The sequence below is a fragment of the Bacillus sp. DB-2 genome, from assembly GCF_003315125.1.
GTDB lineage: Bacteria > Bacillota > Bacilli > Bacillales > Bacillaceae_G > Bacillus_A > Bacillus_A mycoides.
The window spans coordinates 64,812-79,887 of record NZ_QNRN01000012.1 but is presented as its reverse complement, the minus strand read 5'-3'; the positions used below and the strand labels follow the sequence as shown (position 1 = coordinate 79,887).

The 15,076-nt window shown below is 37.4% G+C and carries 17 protein-coding genes and 1 other annotated feature; of the genes, 7 read left to right on the top strand and 10 right to left on the bottom strand.

The window, feature by feature from the left end:
- Positions 1 to 211: 211 nt before the first annotated feature.
- Entirely contained in the window at positions 212 to 592 is a 381-nt protein-coding gene (locus DET63_RS20330) for a DUF3899 domain-containing protein (protein ID WP_002125921.1), read from the top strand.
- Between the two features lie 105 nt (positions 593 to 697).
- Positions 698 to 915, top strand: a binding site (T-box leader).
- Positions 916 to 989: 74 nt separating this feature from the next.
- Complete coding sequence (gene trpS / locus DET63_RS20325) at positions 990 to 1,979, top strand: tryptophan--tRNA ligase (protein ID WP_000110999.1); 990 nt, start codon at positions 990 to 992, stop codon at positions 1,977 to 1,979.
- A gap of 388 nt (positions 1,980 to 2,367) precedes the next feature.
- Here the strand turns inward: trpS and DET63_RS20315 are convergent, their stop codons facing one another.
- From DET63_RS20315 to DET63_RS20285, 7 genes are all read right to left on the bottom strand, one after another.
- Positions 2,368 to 3,114, bottom strand: a complete 747-nt coding sequence (locus DET63_RS20315; protein ID WP_002030367.1) for a YjbA family protein — start codon at positions 3,112 to 3,114, stop codon at positions 2,368 to 2,370.
- Positions 3,115 to 3,255: 141 nt separating this feature from the next.
- A complete protein-coding gene (locus tag DET63_RS20310; RefSeq protein WP_113937674.1) occupies positions 3,256 to 4,047 on the bottom strand; it encodes a DUF2268 domain-containing putative Zn-dependent protease in 792 nt (263 codons plus the stop codon).
- A 114-nt stretch (positions 4,048 to 4,161) separates the two neighbouring features.
- Positions 4,162 to 5,400, bottom strand: coding sequence for a beta-ketoacyl-ACP synthase II (fabF, locus tag DET63_RS20305; RefSeq protein ID WP_113937673.1), 1,239 nt, complete (start codon positions 5,398 to 5,400; stop codon positions 4,162 to 4,164).
- Between the two features lie 31 nt (positions 5,401 to 5,431).
- Complete coding sequence (gene fabH / locus DET63_RS20300; RefSeq protein ID WP_001100550.1) at positions 5,432 to 6,364, bottom strand: beta-ketoacyl-ACP synthase III; 933 nt, start codon at positions 6,362 to 6,364, stop codon at positions 5,432 to 5,434.
- A gap of 603 nt (positions 6,365 to 6,967) precedes the next feature.
- Complete coding sequence (locus DET63_RS20295) at positions 6,968 to 7,144, bottom strand: ComZ family protein (RefSeq protein ID WP_002011319.1); 177 nt, start codon at positions 7,142 to 7,144, stop codon at positions 6,968 to 6,970.
- A 64-nt stretch (positions 7,145 to 7,208) separates the two neighbouring features.
- Positions 7,209 to 8,081, bottom strand: a complete 873-nt coding sequence (locus tag DET63_RS20290; RefSeq protein WP_113937672.1) for an NAD-dependent epimerase/dehydratase family protein — start codon at positions 8,079 to 8,081, stop codon at positions 7,209 to 7,211.
- Positions 8,082 to 8,110: 29 nt separating this feature from the next.
- Positions 8,111 to 8,845, bottom strand: a complete 735-nt coding sequence (locus DET63_RS20285) for a lipase family protein (protein ID WP_113937671.1) — start codon at positions 8,843 to 8,845, stop codon at positions 8,111 to 8,113.
- A gap of 156 nt (positions 8,846 to 9,001) precedes the next feature.
- On the opposite strand from DET63_RS20285, the gene DET63_RS20280 reads away from it, so the two are divergent.
- Positions 9,002 to 9,184, top strand: coding sequence for a YjzD family protein (locus tag DET63_RS20280; protein WP_001211111.1), 183 nt, complete (start codon positions 9,002 to 9,004; stop codon positions 9,182 to 9,184).
- Between the two features lie 31 nt (positions 9,185 to 9,215).
- Here DET63_RS20280 and clpB read toward each other — a convergent pair whose 3' ends face one another.
- Positions 9,216 to 11,816 carry an ATP-dependent chaperone ClpB gene (gene clpB, locus DET63_RS20275; RefSeq protein WP_113937670.1) on the bottom strand — a complete coding sequence of 867 codons (2,601 nt, stop codon included), beginning with the start codon at positions 11,814 to 11,816 and terminating at the stop codon, positions 9,216 to 9,218.
- A gap of 172 nt (positions 11,817 to 11,988) precedes the next feature.
- Positions 11,989 to 12,168 (bottom strand): YjzC family protein, encoded by a 180-nt coding sequence (locus tag DET63_RS20270; RefSeq protein ID WP_002086997.1) that lies wholly within the window; start codon positions 12,166 to 12,168, stop codon positions 11,989 to 11,991.
- A 490-nt stretch (positions 12,169 to 12,658) separates the two neighbouring features.
- Between DET63_RS20270 and DET63_RS20265 the strand changes: the two genes are divergently transcribed.
- The 3 genes from DET63_RS20265 to DET63_RS20255 all read left to right on the top strand — a co-directional run bounded on the left by DET63_RS20265 (position 12,659) and on the right by DET63_RS20255 (position 13,912).
- Positions 12,659 to 13,468, top strand: a complete 810-nt coding sequence (locus DET63_RS20265) for a Cof-type HAD-IIB family hydrolase (protein WP_002011310.1) — start codon at positions 12,659 to 12,661, stop codon at positions 13,466 to 13,468.
- Positions 13,469 to 13,573: 105 nt separating this feature from the next.
- Positions 13,574 to 13,714 carry a hypothetical protein gene (locus DET63_RS20260; RefSeq protein ID WP_000516816.1) on the top strand — a complete coding sequence of 47 codons (141 nt, stop codon included), beginning with the start codon at positions 13,574 to 13,576 and terminating at the stop codon, positions 13,712 to 13,714.
- Positions 13,715 to 13,912, top strand: coding sequence for a DUF3813 domain-containing protein (locus DET63_RS20255; protein ID WP_002011309.1), 198 nt, complete (start codon positions 13,715 to 13,717; stop codon positions 13,910 to 13,912).
- Positions 13,913 to 13,938: 26 nt separating this feature from the next.
- Here the strand turns inward: DET63_RS20255 and DET63_RS20250 are convergent, their stop codons facing one another.
- Entirely contained in the window at positions 13,939 to 14,796 is an 858-nt protein-coding gene (locus DET63_RS20250) for a YitT family protein (protein ID WP_113937669.1), read from the bottom strand.
- A gap of 100 nt (positions 14,797 to 14,896) precedes the next feature.
- Between DET63_RS20250 and DET63_RS20245 the strand changes: the two genes are divergently transcribed.
- Positions 14,897 to 15,028, top strand: a complete 132-nt coding sequence (locus DET63_RS20245) for a DUF3941 domain-containing protein (RefSeq protein ID WP_001120851.1) — start codon at positions 14,897 to 14,899, stop codon at positions 15,026 to 15,028.
- The last annotated feature ends 48 nt before the right edge of the window (positions 15,029 to 15,076 follow it).

Genomic DNA, 15,076 nt, shown 5'->3' with positions numbered 1-15,076 from the left:
CGATTGTGAATATAGTTTTTTGTTTTTTTGTTAAAATTTTTAATAAAATGTTTATATTTTTAATTTTTTGTAAAGGGATACGTTAACATTGCTACCATCATCTTGAAATTAGAACCTCAATTGCGTATAATTTTCAAAAAATTATTTATATTACTTATTATAACTTTTATAGTATAATAATTCTAGTAATATTTTGACGGAGGGGAATATTTTGAATAAAGTTTTTTTTCATACTTGTATACTATTTTTGGTTGCGATAATCGCTTCTAGTGTGGGCGCATTCCTCGTTTCATCTCATTTTTTGTTGAATTTTGTCAACATCTCATTCTATATTGCATTGTTTTTTATTCTTATAGGTGGTTTTTTATTCATATTTCAAAACGGATTTTTTAACGTAACAATTTACGCATTCCAAAGAGTATTTGGTACGAATAAAAAAATTGACTCTTTAATTGAAGAAGCAGAGGAACCTATCGATAAGAAAGAACGTATTTATAAAACATATTCATTCAAATGGACGTATCCGATTTGTATTACCGGTATCGTACTTGGGTTGTTCTCGATCCTCATTAGCTTTACTATTTTGATGTAGTTTGCAAACACTATTCCATATGATATAATAATCAGCAAAACATTTTGTTATAAAACTTTAGTTCTTTCATATTAAAAGAGCTTAGGTAACAATAAATAAATTTATATGTATGCGATGATAAAGAAGAGTACATATTGAGGCAATTTCAGAGAGCTTGTGGCTGGTGTGAACAAGTAATTGCGCAGTATGGAATGGGCTTTTGAGCACCAAACCGAACCGAAAGTAGTAGGCTTTGGCGTTATATCCAAACGTTATTATGGATCTTGAGAGATTTCACAGTTGTGAAATAATTAGGGTGGTACCGCGGTCCATTCGTCCCTATGTAATTTGGGATGAATGGGCTTTTTTGAATGCCTTCTCTTCCCCATCACGCATTCAAATTTAGGAGGAATTACTTATGTCAGTTATCTTTTCTGGTATTCAGCCGAGTGGAACGATTACACTTGGAAACTATTTAGGAGCTATGAAGCAATTTACAGAGCTTCAAAATGAACACGACTGTTATTTCTGTATTGTAAACCAACATGCGATTACAGTACCTCAAGATCCCGTACAACTTCGTAAAAACATTCGCAGTCTTGCTGCACTTTATGTAGCATGCGGCATCGATCCTGAAAAAGCTACTTTATTTGTACAATCAGAAGTACCAGCACACGCTCAACTAGGATGGATTATGCAATCAGTTGCTTACGTTGGAGAATTAGAGCGTATGACGCAATATAAAGATAAATCTTCTGGTAGAGATTCAGTTCCAGCTGGATTACTAACGTATCCACCATTAATGGCTGCTGATATTTTACTTTACAACACTGAAATCGTACCTGTTGGTGATGATCAAAAACAACATATGGAATTAACACGCGACCTAGCAGAGCGTTTCAACAAACGCTTCCGTGAAGTGTTCACTGTTCCTGAAATTCGTATTCCAAAAGTAGGAGCTCGCGTTATGTCATTAACAGAACCTACGAAAAAAATGAGTAAATCTGATCCGAATCCAAAAGCAATGATCAGTATGCTTGATGAACCAAAAACAATTGAAAAGAAAATTAAAAGTGCTGTAACTGATTCTGAAGGTATCGTGAAATTTGATAAAGAAAACAAACCTGGAATCTCTAACTTATTAACAATCTACTCTTCATTCTCTGGAAAAACAGTTGAAGAAATAGAAGCAATGTACGAAGGAAAAGGATACGGAGACTTCAAAGGCGACCTAGCACAAGTAGTCGTAGAAGCAATTCGTCCAATCCAAGACAAATATAACGAACTAATCAACTCCCCAGAACTAGACGAAATTCTAGACAAAGGTGCCGAAAAAGCGAACCGCGTTGCATTCAAACAACTACGCAAAGTAGAAAACGCAATGGGATTAAGTAGAAAGCGTAGGTAATATATAAAGCGGAAGCGGCTCGTTCAGCTCTGACTGGCTAAGGTTCTTTCGCATAAAAGGCGCTTTTTGCCTTCTTATGTGGAAGGTTCTTAGACACGAAGAGCTTGCCGCTGGAGCTGGATTTCATAAAAGGCGGAAGCGGCTCGTTCAGAATGTGAGGGGGATGGAGCTCCTGACGTAGAGGCGGGTTCTGCCTCGCAGGAAGGCGCGAAGCCACCGAACATTCTTGCCGCTGGAGCTGGATTTCACATAAAGCGGAAGCGGCTCGCTTAGAATGTGAGGGGGATGGAGCTCCTGACGTAGAGGCACTTTTTGCCTCGCAGGAAGGCGCGAAGCCACCGAACATTCTTGTCACCTCCATAAAAAAAACCGCCAATTGGCGGTTTTTTTAATTTACCTTCTGCTCATTTTCCATTTCCCATAACTTTTCAAAAAACGGCTGTCCTTTTACAAGGCGCTCACATAATTGCTCGTGCTTCTCAGACCATCCAGTTTTCGCTTCATCATAAAGTTTAGCCCAAACATCTTCAAACTCCATATGTTGGACCATTCCGTACGCTGATGGATCCCACTCTGTGAACCAATAGCGAATTTCAGCTGGATTTTTCGTTGTATGTAATTGATCTAATGCCATAAATAATAATTGTTTTAACTGTCTTTCTTTACGAGTTAGGCCATTCATAATGAAAGGCGACGGCGATAAAATATGATGTTCTTTTTCAATCTCTTCCACTTGGAACTCATACTTTTCTGCTTGCACATTCTCTACCATCTCATATACCATCTGTTCTTGACGCGGTATAAGCCTACTTTTTCTAATTGGCACATTATAGCCGATTGAATCAATCGCAATAATTCCTTTTCCATCTGTAACTACAAAACAATATTCTTGTTGCAAACGTTCGTGATTTTTACGAATATAAGCCTTATGATATACGTCTTCCAATAATTTTTGCGGAAGCTCTAATAATTCGTTCTCGATGTAATGATATAATGTGGCATCTACTTTTAATAATGGCACTTGATCTAATAGCTCAATCGTATCATCTTTCCGCCATTCGTAAAAATGACAAACGTTATACCCATTCTCTTCACCTTCAAACCAATTTACCCATACATCATGTAGATATAACATTCACTACCCCTCACTTCACTACTGTTTGTACCAATCATTATGTTCAGTTTTGCTTAACTTTATTCCACTTGAGGAAATATATTCTAATTATTATTTTTTCTTCTATAATATTAAAAAAACAGGAGATAGCTCCCCTGTTTTTCATGAAACATGAAATGTATTTGCTTTATTCAATATTTCTTTCGCATCTATAGATAATAAAGAAAGTGTATTTTCTCCTTCAAATGCTACACAATCTTTCACAATATGAAATCCAAGTGCATAGCCAAGCATTTTCGGATACGAGTGCAGTCCATTTAATAAAACATCATGCTCCCTCGTACCTCTCTTTACGCCTATTCGTTCTTGTATTGAATTCCTCCAATAATAAATAGCATCTTCTTTTGAAATGTAAGTAGTCCACGGTGCACATCTTTTTTCTGTATACCTTTCATACACAGCTTGCTCAGCTAACCCTTCCATAATCATCGTATCAAGTAATGTATACTCTGTTTCTTTCGTCTCAATTTGATGTAGCCTACATATATGATGGTATTCATGCGTTAATAAAGCTTTTAGTTCCTCTACTGAATTACGTCCACATACGAATAAGAAAATAACGTGACGCATAGATAAGCCAGCCTTCCCGTTATATTCCTCTTGTACAGTTCGATTGTATGAATCTGATAATAAAATAAAGATAGGGACATCTGGACCTTTTAGCCAACCTTTCAATTTTTCATACTCCATGCTAAGTTCTTTCCAAATTTCTTTCTTCTCTAACTCTTTAATTTCCTGCTCCCCCCGCATTACTGGGCGATACATACCTTTAGAGATTAAAAAGCGATACAGTCTCTCTTTTGGCAATGGAATATACTTTGTAAATTTCTCACAAAGCTTCTCTGGACGTCCATAATACAGATGTAACCATTCTGCCGTTTCAATAACCCCCACCTTCATCCCTCCTTTTCTTATGTATATGCAAAAAAGAATGGAACGTAAAGGTGATAAAAAATAAATAAGGTGTCTTTTCGTAGTACTTTACGAAAAGACACCTTATTGTACATATTATTTATATGCTTTAAATACTAATACTGCGTTATGACCACCGAATCCTAATGAATTACTTAATACAGCTCGCACTTCTTGATGTCTCGCTGTATTTGGTACGTAATCTAAATCACATTCTGGATCTGGTGTTTCATAGTTAATCGTCGGAGGAATTACTCCGTCTGTGATTGATTTAATAGAGAAGATCGCTTCAACAGCACCAGCTGCTCCTAATAAGTGACCTGTCATTGATTTCGTCGAGCTAATTGCTACTTTATATGCATGCTCACCAAACGTTTCTTTAATTGCCATCGTTTCATACTTTTCATTTGCATCTGTACTTGTACCATGCGCATTAATGTAATCAATATCTTCTGGCTCTAGACCTGCATCAGCTAAAGCTTGACGCATCGCACGAACTCCACCTTCACCACCAGGAGCAGGCATTGTAATATGGAATGCATCACCAGTTGCACCATAGCCGACAATTTCCGCGTAAATATGAGCACCACGCGCTAACGCATGCTCTAATTCTTCAAGAATAAGAATTCCTGATCCTTCACCCATTACGAAACCGCTACGATTTTTATCGAATGGGCGGCAAGCCGTTGCTGGATCTTCATTGAATGTTAATGCTTTCGCTGAGCTAAACCCAGCGAATGCCATACTTGTTAATGGTGCTTCTGCTCCGCCTGTTATCATCGCATCAGCATCACCGCGCTGGATTACTTTAAACGCATCACCAATTGAGTTTGCTCCAGATGCACAAGCTGTTACAGAGCAAGTATTAATTCCTTTCGCTCCTGTAGCGATTGACACTTGACCTGCTGCCATATCTGGAATCATCATTGGTACGAAGAATGGACTCACGCGGCGCGGACCTTTTTCAGTAAAAATCTTAAATTGTTCTTCGTATGTTTCCATACCACCAATACCAGAACCAACCCATACACCAATGCGTGGTGCATTTTCTTCTGTAATTTCAAGCTTCGCATCCGCAACTGCCATTTTCGCTGCTGCTACTGCATATTGCGTAAAGCGGTCCATACGGCGCGCTTCTTTTTTATCTATATATTTTTCGACTTCAAAGTCGTTAATTTCTGCTGCTACTTTTGCAGGAATTTGTTCTGAATCTATTCTTGTAAGTCGTCCGATTCCGGATACACCGTTTTTAATGTTTTCCCAAGCTGTTTCAACATCTGTTCCGATCGGTGTAACAGCTCCTAGCCCTGTAATTACGACCCTCTTTTTTTCCATACAAAATACACTCCTTTTTTTCTCTCAGTCCTTATTTACCCCAACGAAGAGCTACTGCTCCCCATGTTAACCCGCCGCCAAAACCGACTAGTATAATTAAATCACCATCTTGAATACGTCCATTTTGCAATTCCTCTACCATTGCAATTGGAATTGAAGAAGCCGATGTATTACCGAACTTTTCAATTGTCATACTCATTTTTTCTTTCGGTAAATTTAATCTTTCTCTTGCAGATTCCATAATACGAATATTCGCTTGATGTGGTACTAAGAAGTCCACATCCTCTTTCGTAAGTCCCGCTTTTTCTAACACGCGAAGACAGGAATCACCAAGTTGGCGAACAGCAAATTTAAAGACTTCTCTGCCGTTCATCATAACATACTCGTCTTGATAAAGATGCTTACCGCCACTTCCGTCCGCTCCTAATTCAAAAGAAAGTACACCTTTCCCTTCCGAAACAGCTCCCATTACGATAGCACCTGCTCCGTCCCCAAATAGTACTGCTGTATTTCGATCGTTCCAGTCTACAATTTTAGATAGTTTGTCACTACCAACTACTAATACATTTTTATAAGTTCCCGTTTGAATAAATTGCTGCGCTGTAATCATTCCGTACATAAAGCCAGCACACGCTGCACTTAAATCCATTGCGGCTGCGTGTTTTGCGCCAATTGCTTCTTGGATTACACAAGCTACTGCTGGGAATGCGCGATCTGGCGTTACTGTTGCCACTAAAATAAGATCGATATCCTCTCCGCTAATCCCGGCATCTTCAAGTGCTTTTTTAGAAGCCTCTACCGCCATATATGAAGTATCTATTGTATCATCGGCAATGCGTCTTTCTGCAATTCCCGTTCTCGTACGAATCCATTCATCAGATGTATCTACGATTTTCTCTAAATCGTGATTTGTGACTACTTTTTCTGGCACATACCTTCCGATCCCTAAAATGCCCACGTTCACATCGCAGCCCTCCGTTTTATATCAATTATTATGACTTGGTACTAATTTTAAAACATAAATGTACTTTTGTCTAGAATATATTTCAGCTAAAAAAATAAGACAGCGTATTACGAACTTTATTTTTCATTAAAAGAAACAGAAAAATTCCTATCCTTTCAAAAGATAAACTTCCCAATACTTTTGACCTTACTCCGCTCGAAGCAAAAAAAGGCCCTAACCGCTTCTATCCACAGCTCGAGCCTCTCTCCCATCAAAAAAGAAGTTTTTTTTTATTCTTTATCTGCTTTCCCTTCAAAACTAAGACCTTCTCCTCATAACCTTCCCCTTTAGCCTCATCATCTCTCTGGTTTCACTCCGCTCGAAACAAAAAAAGGCCCAACCGCTTCTATCCACGGCTCGAGCCTCTCTCCCATCAAAAAAGAAGGGGGTGGTTTTATTCTTTATCTGCTTTCCCTTCAAAACTAAGACCTTCTCCTCATAACATTCTCCCTTAACTACCTCATCACTCTGGTTTCACTCCGCTCGAAACAAAAAAAGGCCCTTACCGCTTCTATCCACGGTTCGAGCCTCTCTCCCATCAAAAAAGAAGGGTTTTGTTTGGTTTTATTCTTTATCCGCTTTCCCAAGCTCATATGCTTCGCCCATTACTTTCATCAATAGCTCTAACACCGGCTGTGCTTTCTCCATATCAAGTGCAATTCCATTAGAATCTAAAATTGCCTTTGCTTCTGGTAAATGCTTCATTGCGATTTGTAAAAATTGCATACTTTTTTCGTTCATGTAATCTCTTCCTCTCCATTAAAGCTTTTCAATCAATTATCCATACAATAGTGTAACACGCGTGCTACCCTTCGTATAACTCTTTATATTTTTTCATATGTGCCAATTGTTTATTTAAACCGAATTCTACTGGTGTATTTTTTTGAATAGAAATAACCTCTACAGCTTCATCTCTTACTTCCACATTTTTTTTATTTACTTTATCATCTGCATGCAGCAAGGTCATACCTTTTTCCCATAACTCTTCTTTTCCACTAAGTAAATTATATATACCGAGGTGTTTTACATTCATTCCATTTTCCCATAAATATTCACATACATCTTCAACGTAAAGTAAATCACTTCCTTTTTCTCCATTTATACAAAGGCACTCTTTTTCATCAAGTTCTGATAAAATAAGCTGATGATACATCATAAACGACGGTTGCCACGGCCCATATAATGTAGGAACTCGATATGCACTATATTGTAATTCGCCTTTTTTCAACCCTTCTTCCACTTTCGAAAATAGATGTTTGTTTTCGGATTCTTCAGTGCTTCCTATTTCAATAGAAGAAATTAGATTTAACTTTACTTTATTTTTTTCACACATCCTTACGATTCGTTTTAAATATTGTAATATGACCCTTTCATTCCGAAATCCACTTTGCTGATTCGGCTCATACAAGCAAAAATAAACTGTATCGAAACTCTCTTCCTCTACCGATCGCCATCCGTCTTCATCCCTTATAGAATAGTACGTAAATAACGCATTCCGCCCAATCAGCAATAATTTCTCTTCATTAATTTTTGTCATACTATCAAATTCATCAAAATCAAGACCATATACTTCTACTTCTTCTGCAATCATTTTATTCACAAGGTGATAACCTACAAACGTAAGTGCACCTATAATCAGCACGCGTTTCATACCACCAACCCTTTCCCCTTGAAACAAATAGCTCCTCATTTATGTATATGGGAGCTTCACAATTCTTCTTCATATTTTTTAAAGAAATCAGTCGTTTGTCTAACCATTTTATATTTCACATCTTGCAGATGGAATAAAACAGAAGTATCGCATTGATTGAATTGCCTCATTTTCTCGTATTTACGTAACAATTGTTTTCTTCCTCTTTTTTCCTGTGTTGAGACAAAAATTTTAACAGGTACACAAGACGGCAGCAGCGCAAATGATTTCTGATTTATTTTTGATTCTAATTCTTCTTCTTTGGAATCATAAGCCAAACTTAATTCCTTCACTAATCTTTTGTAAAAAAACTTATGCTCTTTCTCAAAATCCACATATTCTGGTAAATCTAAACACGGATTTAACATAACGACAGAACGTATACATTCAGGGTATTTGTTCATCATCTCCAGCGCTACAAGCGCTCCCATACCATCTGCCATAATGTGCATTTTCGCATTCAATGTCTCTTTTCTTAGAACGACATCATACAAACGTTTTGCAAGACGAACAGCTCGGTCGTTCCCCCAATGCCTTCCATATAAGTTAGATGAAAAGACCGTATAGCCTTTTTCAATAAGGCCCTGTAAAAAATAAGCTCTCCCTGCATGCTGTGTCCATAAACTTGTACCATTCTCAATAAAATAGTTATAATCTCCTAGGAGCATAACAGAAAATCCATTTGGCTTTTCCGGTAAATAAATTACACATGGTTCTTTTTCTAAGTAAAAAAAACGTTCCGTAATACTCATTTTTCTCCCGCCTTATTTTCTAAACGTATAAAAGTACTCTTTTATAATGTATGAACAGAATGCAAATTTGCGTTGAAAAATCTACAAATATTTTTCTATATTCTTTTTTCAATTGTGTTACAATAAGGACAGATTGAACGAATAGAGGTGTAAAATATGCGTTTCATTTGGGCATTAATTTGGTCGTTCGCGCTTGTACATATGATGAGCTACGTAATCGGCTCTATGACTGGCGGTACATACGATTTTAACCAAGCGTCTATTTTCTCAGTTGTTCTTGCGGTATTAGTATTAGCGATTGCAGCTGCGATTCCAAACGAGCCAGTAGAACAACACTAAAAAGAGTCCGGATTTTATCCGAACTCTTTTTTTACTTTACATGAACGACTAATTCGTTATTTTCTACATCAACCACTACGTGACTATTGTCAGTAATCGTTCCTGCAATTAATTCTCTCGCTAATTTCGTCTCAACTTGACGCTGTACGTATCGTTTTAACGGACGAGCTCCGTACAGCGGATCGAATCCAGCTTCTACAACAAATTCTTTTGCAGATTCCGTCAATTCTAATGATATGTGGCGATCTGCTAAACGCCCTTGCAATTCTTGTACAATCTTATCAACAATACCTTTAATTTCATTCCTTGTAAGAGGTTTGAATAAAATAATTTCATCGACACGGTTTAAGAATTCTGGTCGGAAATGTCCTCTTAATTGTCCCATTACAAGTTCTCTTGACTCTTCTTTAATAGAACCATCTTCTTCTAGCCCTTCTAATAAGTGAGCAGATCCAATATTTGAAGTCATAATAATAACCGTGTTTTTAAAGTCTACTGTACGTCCTTGCGAATCTGTAATGCGTCCATCGTCTAACATTTGTAATAAAATGTTGAATACTTCTGGATGTGCTTTTTCGATTTCGTCTAACAAAATAACTGAATATGGTTTACGTCTTACTGCTTCTGTTAATTGTCCGCCTTCTTCATATCCAACATATCCAGGAGGCGCACCAATTAAGCGTGACACTGCGTGTTTCTCCATATACTCAGACATATCGATACGAATCATTTGCTCTTCACTGTCAAATAACGTTTGTGCTAGCGTTTTTGCAAGCTCAGTTTTACCAACACCTGTAGGGCCTAAGAAAATGAATGAACCAATTGGACGATTCGGATCTTTAATGCCAGCGCGCGCACGAAGAACTGCGTCTGATACAAGGCTTACCGCTTCCTCTTGACCGATAACACGCTCTGATAAAATTTGTTCAAGACGTAATAATTTCTCACGTTCACCTTCAACAAGTTTTGCGACAGGAATACCAGTCCACCTTGAAACAATGTCTGCAATTTCTTCTTCACTTACTTCCTCGCGTAATAAGCGATTCTCTTGTTTATTATGTGCACCCATCTCTTCCGCTTCTTTTAACTCTTTTTCGATAGCTGGAATTTTCCCGTGGCGAAGCTCAGCTGCTTTATTTAAATCGTAATTTCCTTCTGCTTCTTCTAACTCACGGCGCAAGCGCTCTAAATGCTCACGTAAGTCACGCACTTTGTGAATGTCTTCTTTTTCTTTCTCCCATTTCGCTCTCATACTACTTGCAACTTCTTTTAAATCCGATAATTCACGTTGCAATGTTTTTAGGCGCTCTTGACTACCTAAATCTTTTTCTTTCCCAAGAGCAGCTTCTTCAATTTCCAGCTGCATAATGCGGCGCGTTACTTCATCTAATTCTGTTGGCATAGAATCAATTTCTGTTCGAATTGTTGCACAAGCTTCATCAACAAGATCAATTGCTTTATCGGGCAAGAAACGATCTGAAATATATCGATCTGATAAAACAGATGCCGCTACAATCGCCCGGTCATGAATATTTACACCGTGATAAATTTCAAAACGCTCTTTTAAACCACGTAAAATGGAAATTGTATCCTCAACAGTTGGCTCTTCTGCTAACACTTGTTGGAAACGTCTTTCTAACGCTGGATCTTTCTCAATATATTTACGGTATTCATCTAATGTCGTTGCCCCGATACAATGCAGTTCACCACGCGCTAGCATTGGTTTTAACATATTTCCCGCATCCATCGCTCCTTCTGTTTTACCAGCGCCGACGATTGTATGAAGTTCATCAATGAATAATAAAATACGGCCTTCACTCTTTTTAATTTCATTTAATACAGCTTGCAGACGTTCTTCAAACTCACCGCGGAATTTTGCTCCGGCCACAAGTGCACTCATATCTAAAGCGAAAATTGTTCTATCTTTTAATCCTTCTGGGACATCTTTTTTCACAATACGCTGCGCTAATCCTTCAACGATTGCTGTTTTACCAACACCTGGCTCTCCGATTAAAACGGGGTTATTTTTCGTTTTGCGTGAAAGAATGCGGATCACGCGGCGAATTTCACTATCTCTGCCAATTACAGGATCAATTTTCCCCGCTCTTACTTCAGCCACTAAATCACGGCCATATTTTTCTAACGCTTCATAAGTTACTTCTGGATTTTGACTAGTCACTCTTTGATTCCCCCGAACTGTCATTAAAGACTGTAATAAGTTATCTTTCGTAATATAAAATTTTTCAAATAATCGATTTATATCGCCTTTCTCTTCAGAAAAAGCAAGTAATACATGTTCGATTGAAATGTAGTCATCTTGCAATTTCTCCGCTTCTTTTCCCGCTTTTACAAGCAGTTGTTGCAAAGCACCTGTTACATATAATTTCCCTGCCTCTGCCCCGCTTCCAGTTACAGAAGGCTTTTTCTTAATTAAACTTTCGGCGCCTTGCTTTAACGCTTCTATATCGACATTCATTTTTTGAAAAATACGTACCGTTAATCCGTCTTGTTGCTCTAATAACGTAAGCAATAGATGAACAGTATCTACTTCTTGATGATGATGAGATACCGCTAAAGATTGAGCACTCATAATCGCTTCCTGTGTTTTCGTTGTCATTTGATTTAAGTCCATCTTTACAGCCCTCCAAATGTTTGACTTTCTTTGACCTTTGATTTGATTATACGCCAACTGACTTTTTTATACAATAATTTTGCTTATGTAGTTCAAACTTATTATTGGAAAAAGAAAAAAGTAACATTCATTTTCCTAATCAAAAAAGCCGCAATAATGATTGCGGCTTCTGTTACGGTTTTCTTTTATATGTCCACTGACGGTTATGATTTGCGTTCTCTGGAAACTTTTCACCGGCAGTTAATTGTACCATTTGCGGATTTTTCACCATACTTCCCGTTTCACCAATTTCTACGTAAATGCCATCATTTGGCGCTTTTTGCCCTGAACGAAACCTGCGATTTTGTCCCATTTTCATTCTCCTTCCATGACGTCTTGCCTCATTAGTATATCCATTTTAAAAGAAAGCCTTTCTGTCATGTTTAGGAAACAAGTACTACCGTTTACCCATGTACATATATATAATTACACAAGCTTAAGCAGGAATTATTGGCATATTTGTTGAAAAAAAAGAAACCAACCTACTTTAGGCCAGTTTCAAAGGAGAGTCAAACATATACGAGAAGATTACATGTTCATTATAAGTCGCATCATTCAAACAATGTAACCCTTTTCACAAATTGTACATAATGAAAGAAACATTGTTTGAACTTTCTAAAAAGATATTGACTTTTCCTAATTTCCAACGAGAAATAGTAGACACCACAGCGCTTCGCGACGTAAGATGGATATATAGTGAAACTTTCATTTACAGTAGTTTCACCCAGTCTAACCTCTTATTTCTGCATATTAAAAACGGAAATACAGATAGAATCAAAAAATTTATTATAAGAGGTGAAATTATGAACAAACAACATTTAATCGCATTAGACTTAGACGGAACTTTATTAACAGACAACAAAATAATTTCTCCAAGAACGAAAAACACAATTGCAAAAGCAAAAGAACAAGGACATATTGTCGTTATTTCAACAGGACGTCCATTCCGCGCTAGTTACGATTATTATAAAGAACTTAGCCTTAACACACCAATCGTAAACTTTAATGGAGCTTACGTGCATCACCCTCTTGATTCAAGTTGGGGAACACATCACTCTCCTCTTGAACTTTCAACAGCGCAGGAAATCGTCCGAGCTTGCTTTGATTTCGGCGTGAAAAATGTCTACGCTGAAGTCATCGATGATGTGTATGTCCGTGAAATTGATGAAGATAAAAAACATATTTTTGAATTCGGTTCTCCAAGGATTTTCACAGGAGATTTATTAAATATTTTAAACGACCATCCAACTTGCTTATTAATCGATGCACATGACGAGCATTCTGCTGCAATTCGCCAACATTTAACAGATATGCATGCTGAAGTCATCGACCATAGAAAATGGGGTGCGCCTTGGCCAATTATTGAAATTGTAAAAAGCGGATTAAATAAAGCTGTCGGATTACAAAAAATTTCAGGCCATTATAATATTCCTAAAGAGCGAATTATCGCTTTTGGTGATGAGGATAACGACTTTGAAATGATCGAATTTGCTGGTCATGGAATCGCAATGGGTAATGCAATTCCTGAATTAAAATCACTCGCAAATCATACGACATTAACGAATGAAGAAGATGGTATCGCTCTATATTTAGAAGAGGTTCTTGGATTGTAATCTAAAAATTCCCTGCTTATAGTTTCTCGCCAAACGCTCATACTATTATTAGACGCAAAAGTCAGCGCGTCAATTGTTTTCAGCTAAATAAAGGGGGTTTTTCGAATGGGTAAAAAGAACAAATCAAAACGTTTTATCCAGCAAGGAGCCGATGCTGTTATGAAGCATGATGCAAGATTCCCGTACAGAGGTACATTAGCTGAGGCAGAAAAAGCGAGAAGTAACTCTTCATTTGGAGGGGTTTAAATGGGGAACTTACTATTCCAACAAGCTAGAGACGCTGTTTCAAGTGCCGTTTCTTGTTCAAGTGGCGCTGAACAACAGGAACTCGTTTATAGAGCAAAAAACTCTTTGCACTCTGCTTATGCAAACTCTTCAACTGCTGAAAAAGTTCAGCTACGTGAAATGCAGGAGCAATTGCAAAACATTACGAATTCGCATTAAAAAAGGAGGACCAGCTTTGGTCCTCTTTAATCTTTTCTAAACAATCCAAACACACCGACCGTTTGCAGTATATTTGTAAATGCACTTGGGTCCACTTGTTTAATAACCCTCTCTAATTCGTACAACTCATAACGAGTAATAACAATCATTAACATTTCTTTATTTTCATTTGTATAAGCACCTGTTGCTGGTATAGTTGTAATCCCTCTCACTAAGCGAGAGTGAATCGCTTTTCGCACATCTGCCCCGTTCTTTGTAACAATTAATGCCGTAATCTTCACATGACGGGTATGAATCGCATCAATAATTCTCGTTGATACATACAAAGTGACTAAAGTATATAATGCCTTTTCCCATCCATATACGTAGCCAGCAGCGATAATGATAAGTGCATTAAAGAAGAAAAAATACGTGCCGACAGGCTTATCTTTTATTTTTGATAAAATCATAGCAATAATATCTAGACCACCTGTAGAAGCCCCCCACTTTAAAGCAACCCCTACCCCAATCGCTGAAATAATACCACCAAAAATCGCATTCAATATAATATCGTGCGAAACCGCTCTAACTGGGATAATTTCTAAAAACAAAGTCATAAATACAACGCAAAGAAAACTAAAAAATGTAAAGGCCTTCCCAACCTTTTTCCACGCTAAAATAACGACAGGAATATTAAACAAACTAAACAATACCCCCGTAGATATATGAATAGATAAAAAGTCACCTAATATTTGTGACAATAATTGAGACAATCCAGCAAAACCACTCGCATACACTTTCGCTGGTGTTAAAAATAAATTCATCCCAATCGCATTTAATAAACCCGCAATAATTACAACGACTAACTTCTTAATAAGTTCAGTATAATTCAGCTTCAAATCCATTTCTAATCCACCTTTAGTATTCATGAATGCACCGCTATACATAGTCTTTACGAAAAAGGAAATGATAAACATACAACGTTTAGAAATGGAGTTGATACATATGCCACATACTAGCGATAACGACAAAAAAGCACGCGACAATAATGCAAAGCGCACTCAAAAAAATGAACAAGAGCAAAAAAATATTCAGCAAGGAAAACGTGCATATTCTAAGAAAACCGATCACCTTTGATTACATCGTACATCAACTTTAATGTTGATGTACTTTTTTTACATTTTA

Coding starts and splice junctions, on each gene's coding strand:
- DET63_RS20315 (WP_002030367.1), bottom strand. CDS start 3,114: ATGTTATATCTACATGATGTATGGGTAAATTGGTTTGAAGGTGAAGAG.
- DET63_RS20285 (WP_113937671.1), bottom strand. CDS start 8,845: ATGAGTATTACGGAACGTTTTTTTTACTTAGAAAAAGAACCATGTGTA.
- DET63_RS20245 (WP_001120851.1), top strand. CDS start 14,897: ATGCCACATACTAGCGATAACGACAAAAAAGCACGCGACAATAATGCA.
- DET63_RS20260 (WP_000516816.1), top strand. CDS start 13,574: ATGGGTAAAAAGAACAAATCAAAACGTTTTATCCAGCAAGGAGCCGAT.
- fabF (WP_113937673.1), bottom strand. CDS start 5,400: ATGGAAAAAAAGAGGGTCGTAATTACAGGGCTAGGAGCTGTTACACCG.
- DET63_RS20270 (WP_002086997.1), bottom strand. CDS start 12,168: ATGGGACAAAATCGCAGGTTTCGTTCAGGGCAAAAAGCGCCAAATGAT.
- clpB (WP_113937670.1), bottom strand. CDS start 11,816: ATGGACTTAAATCAAATGACAACGAAAACACAGGAAGCGATTATGAGT.
- DET63_RS20250 (WP_113937669.1), bottom strand. CDS start 14,796: ATGGATTTGAAGCTGAATTATACTGAACTTATTAAGAAGTTAGTCGTT.
- DET63_RS20265 (WP_002011310.1), top strand. CDS start 12,659: ATGAACAAACAACATTTAATCGCATTAGACTTAGACGGAACTTTATTA.
- trpS (WP_000110999.1), top strand. CDS start 990: ATGTCAGTTATCTTTTCTGGTATTCAGCCGAGTGGAACGATTACACTT.
- DET63_RS20280 (WP_001211111.1), top strand. CDS start 9,002: ATGCGTTTCATTTGGGCATTAATTTGGTCGTTCGCGCTTGTACATATG.
- DET63_RS20295 (WP_002011319.1), bottom strand. CDS start 7,144: ATGAACGAAAAAAGTATGCAATTTTTACAAATCGCAATGAAGCATTTA.
- DET63_RS20255 (WP_002011309.1), top strand. CDS start 13,715: ATGGGGAACTTACTATTCCAACAAGCTAGAGACGCTGTTTCAAGTGCC.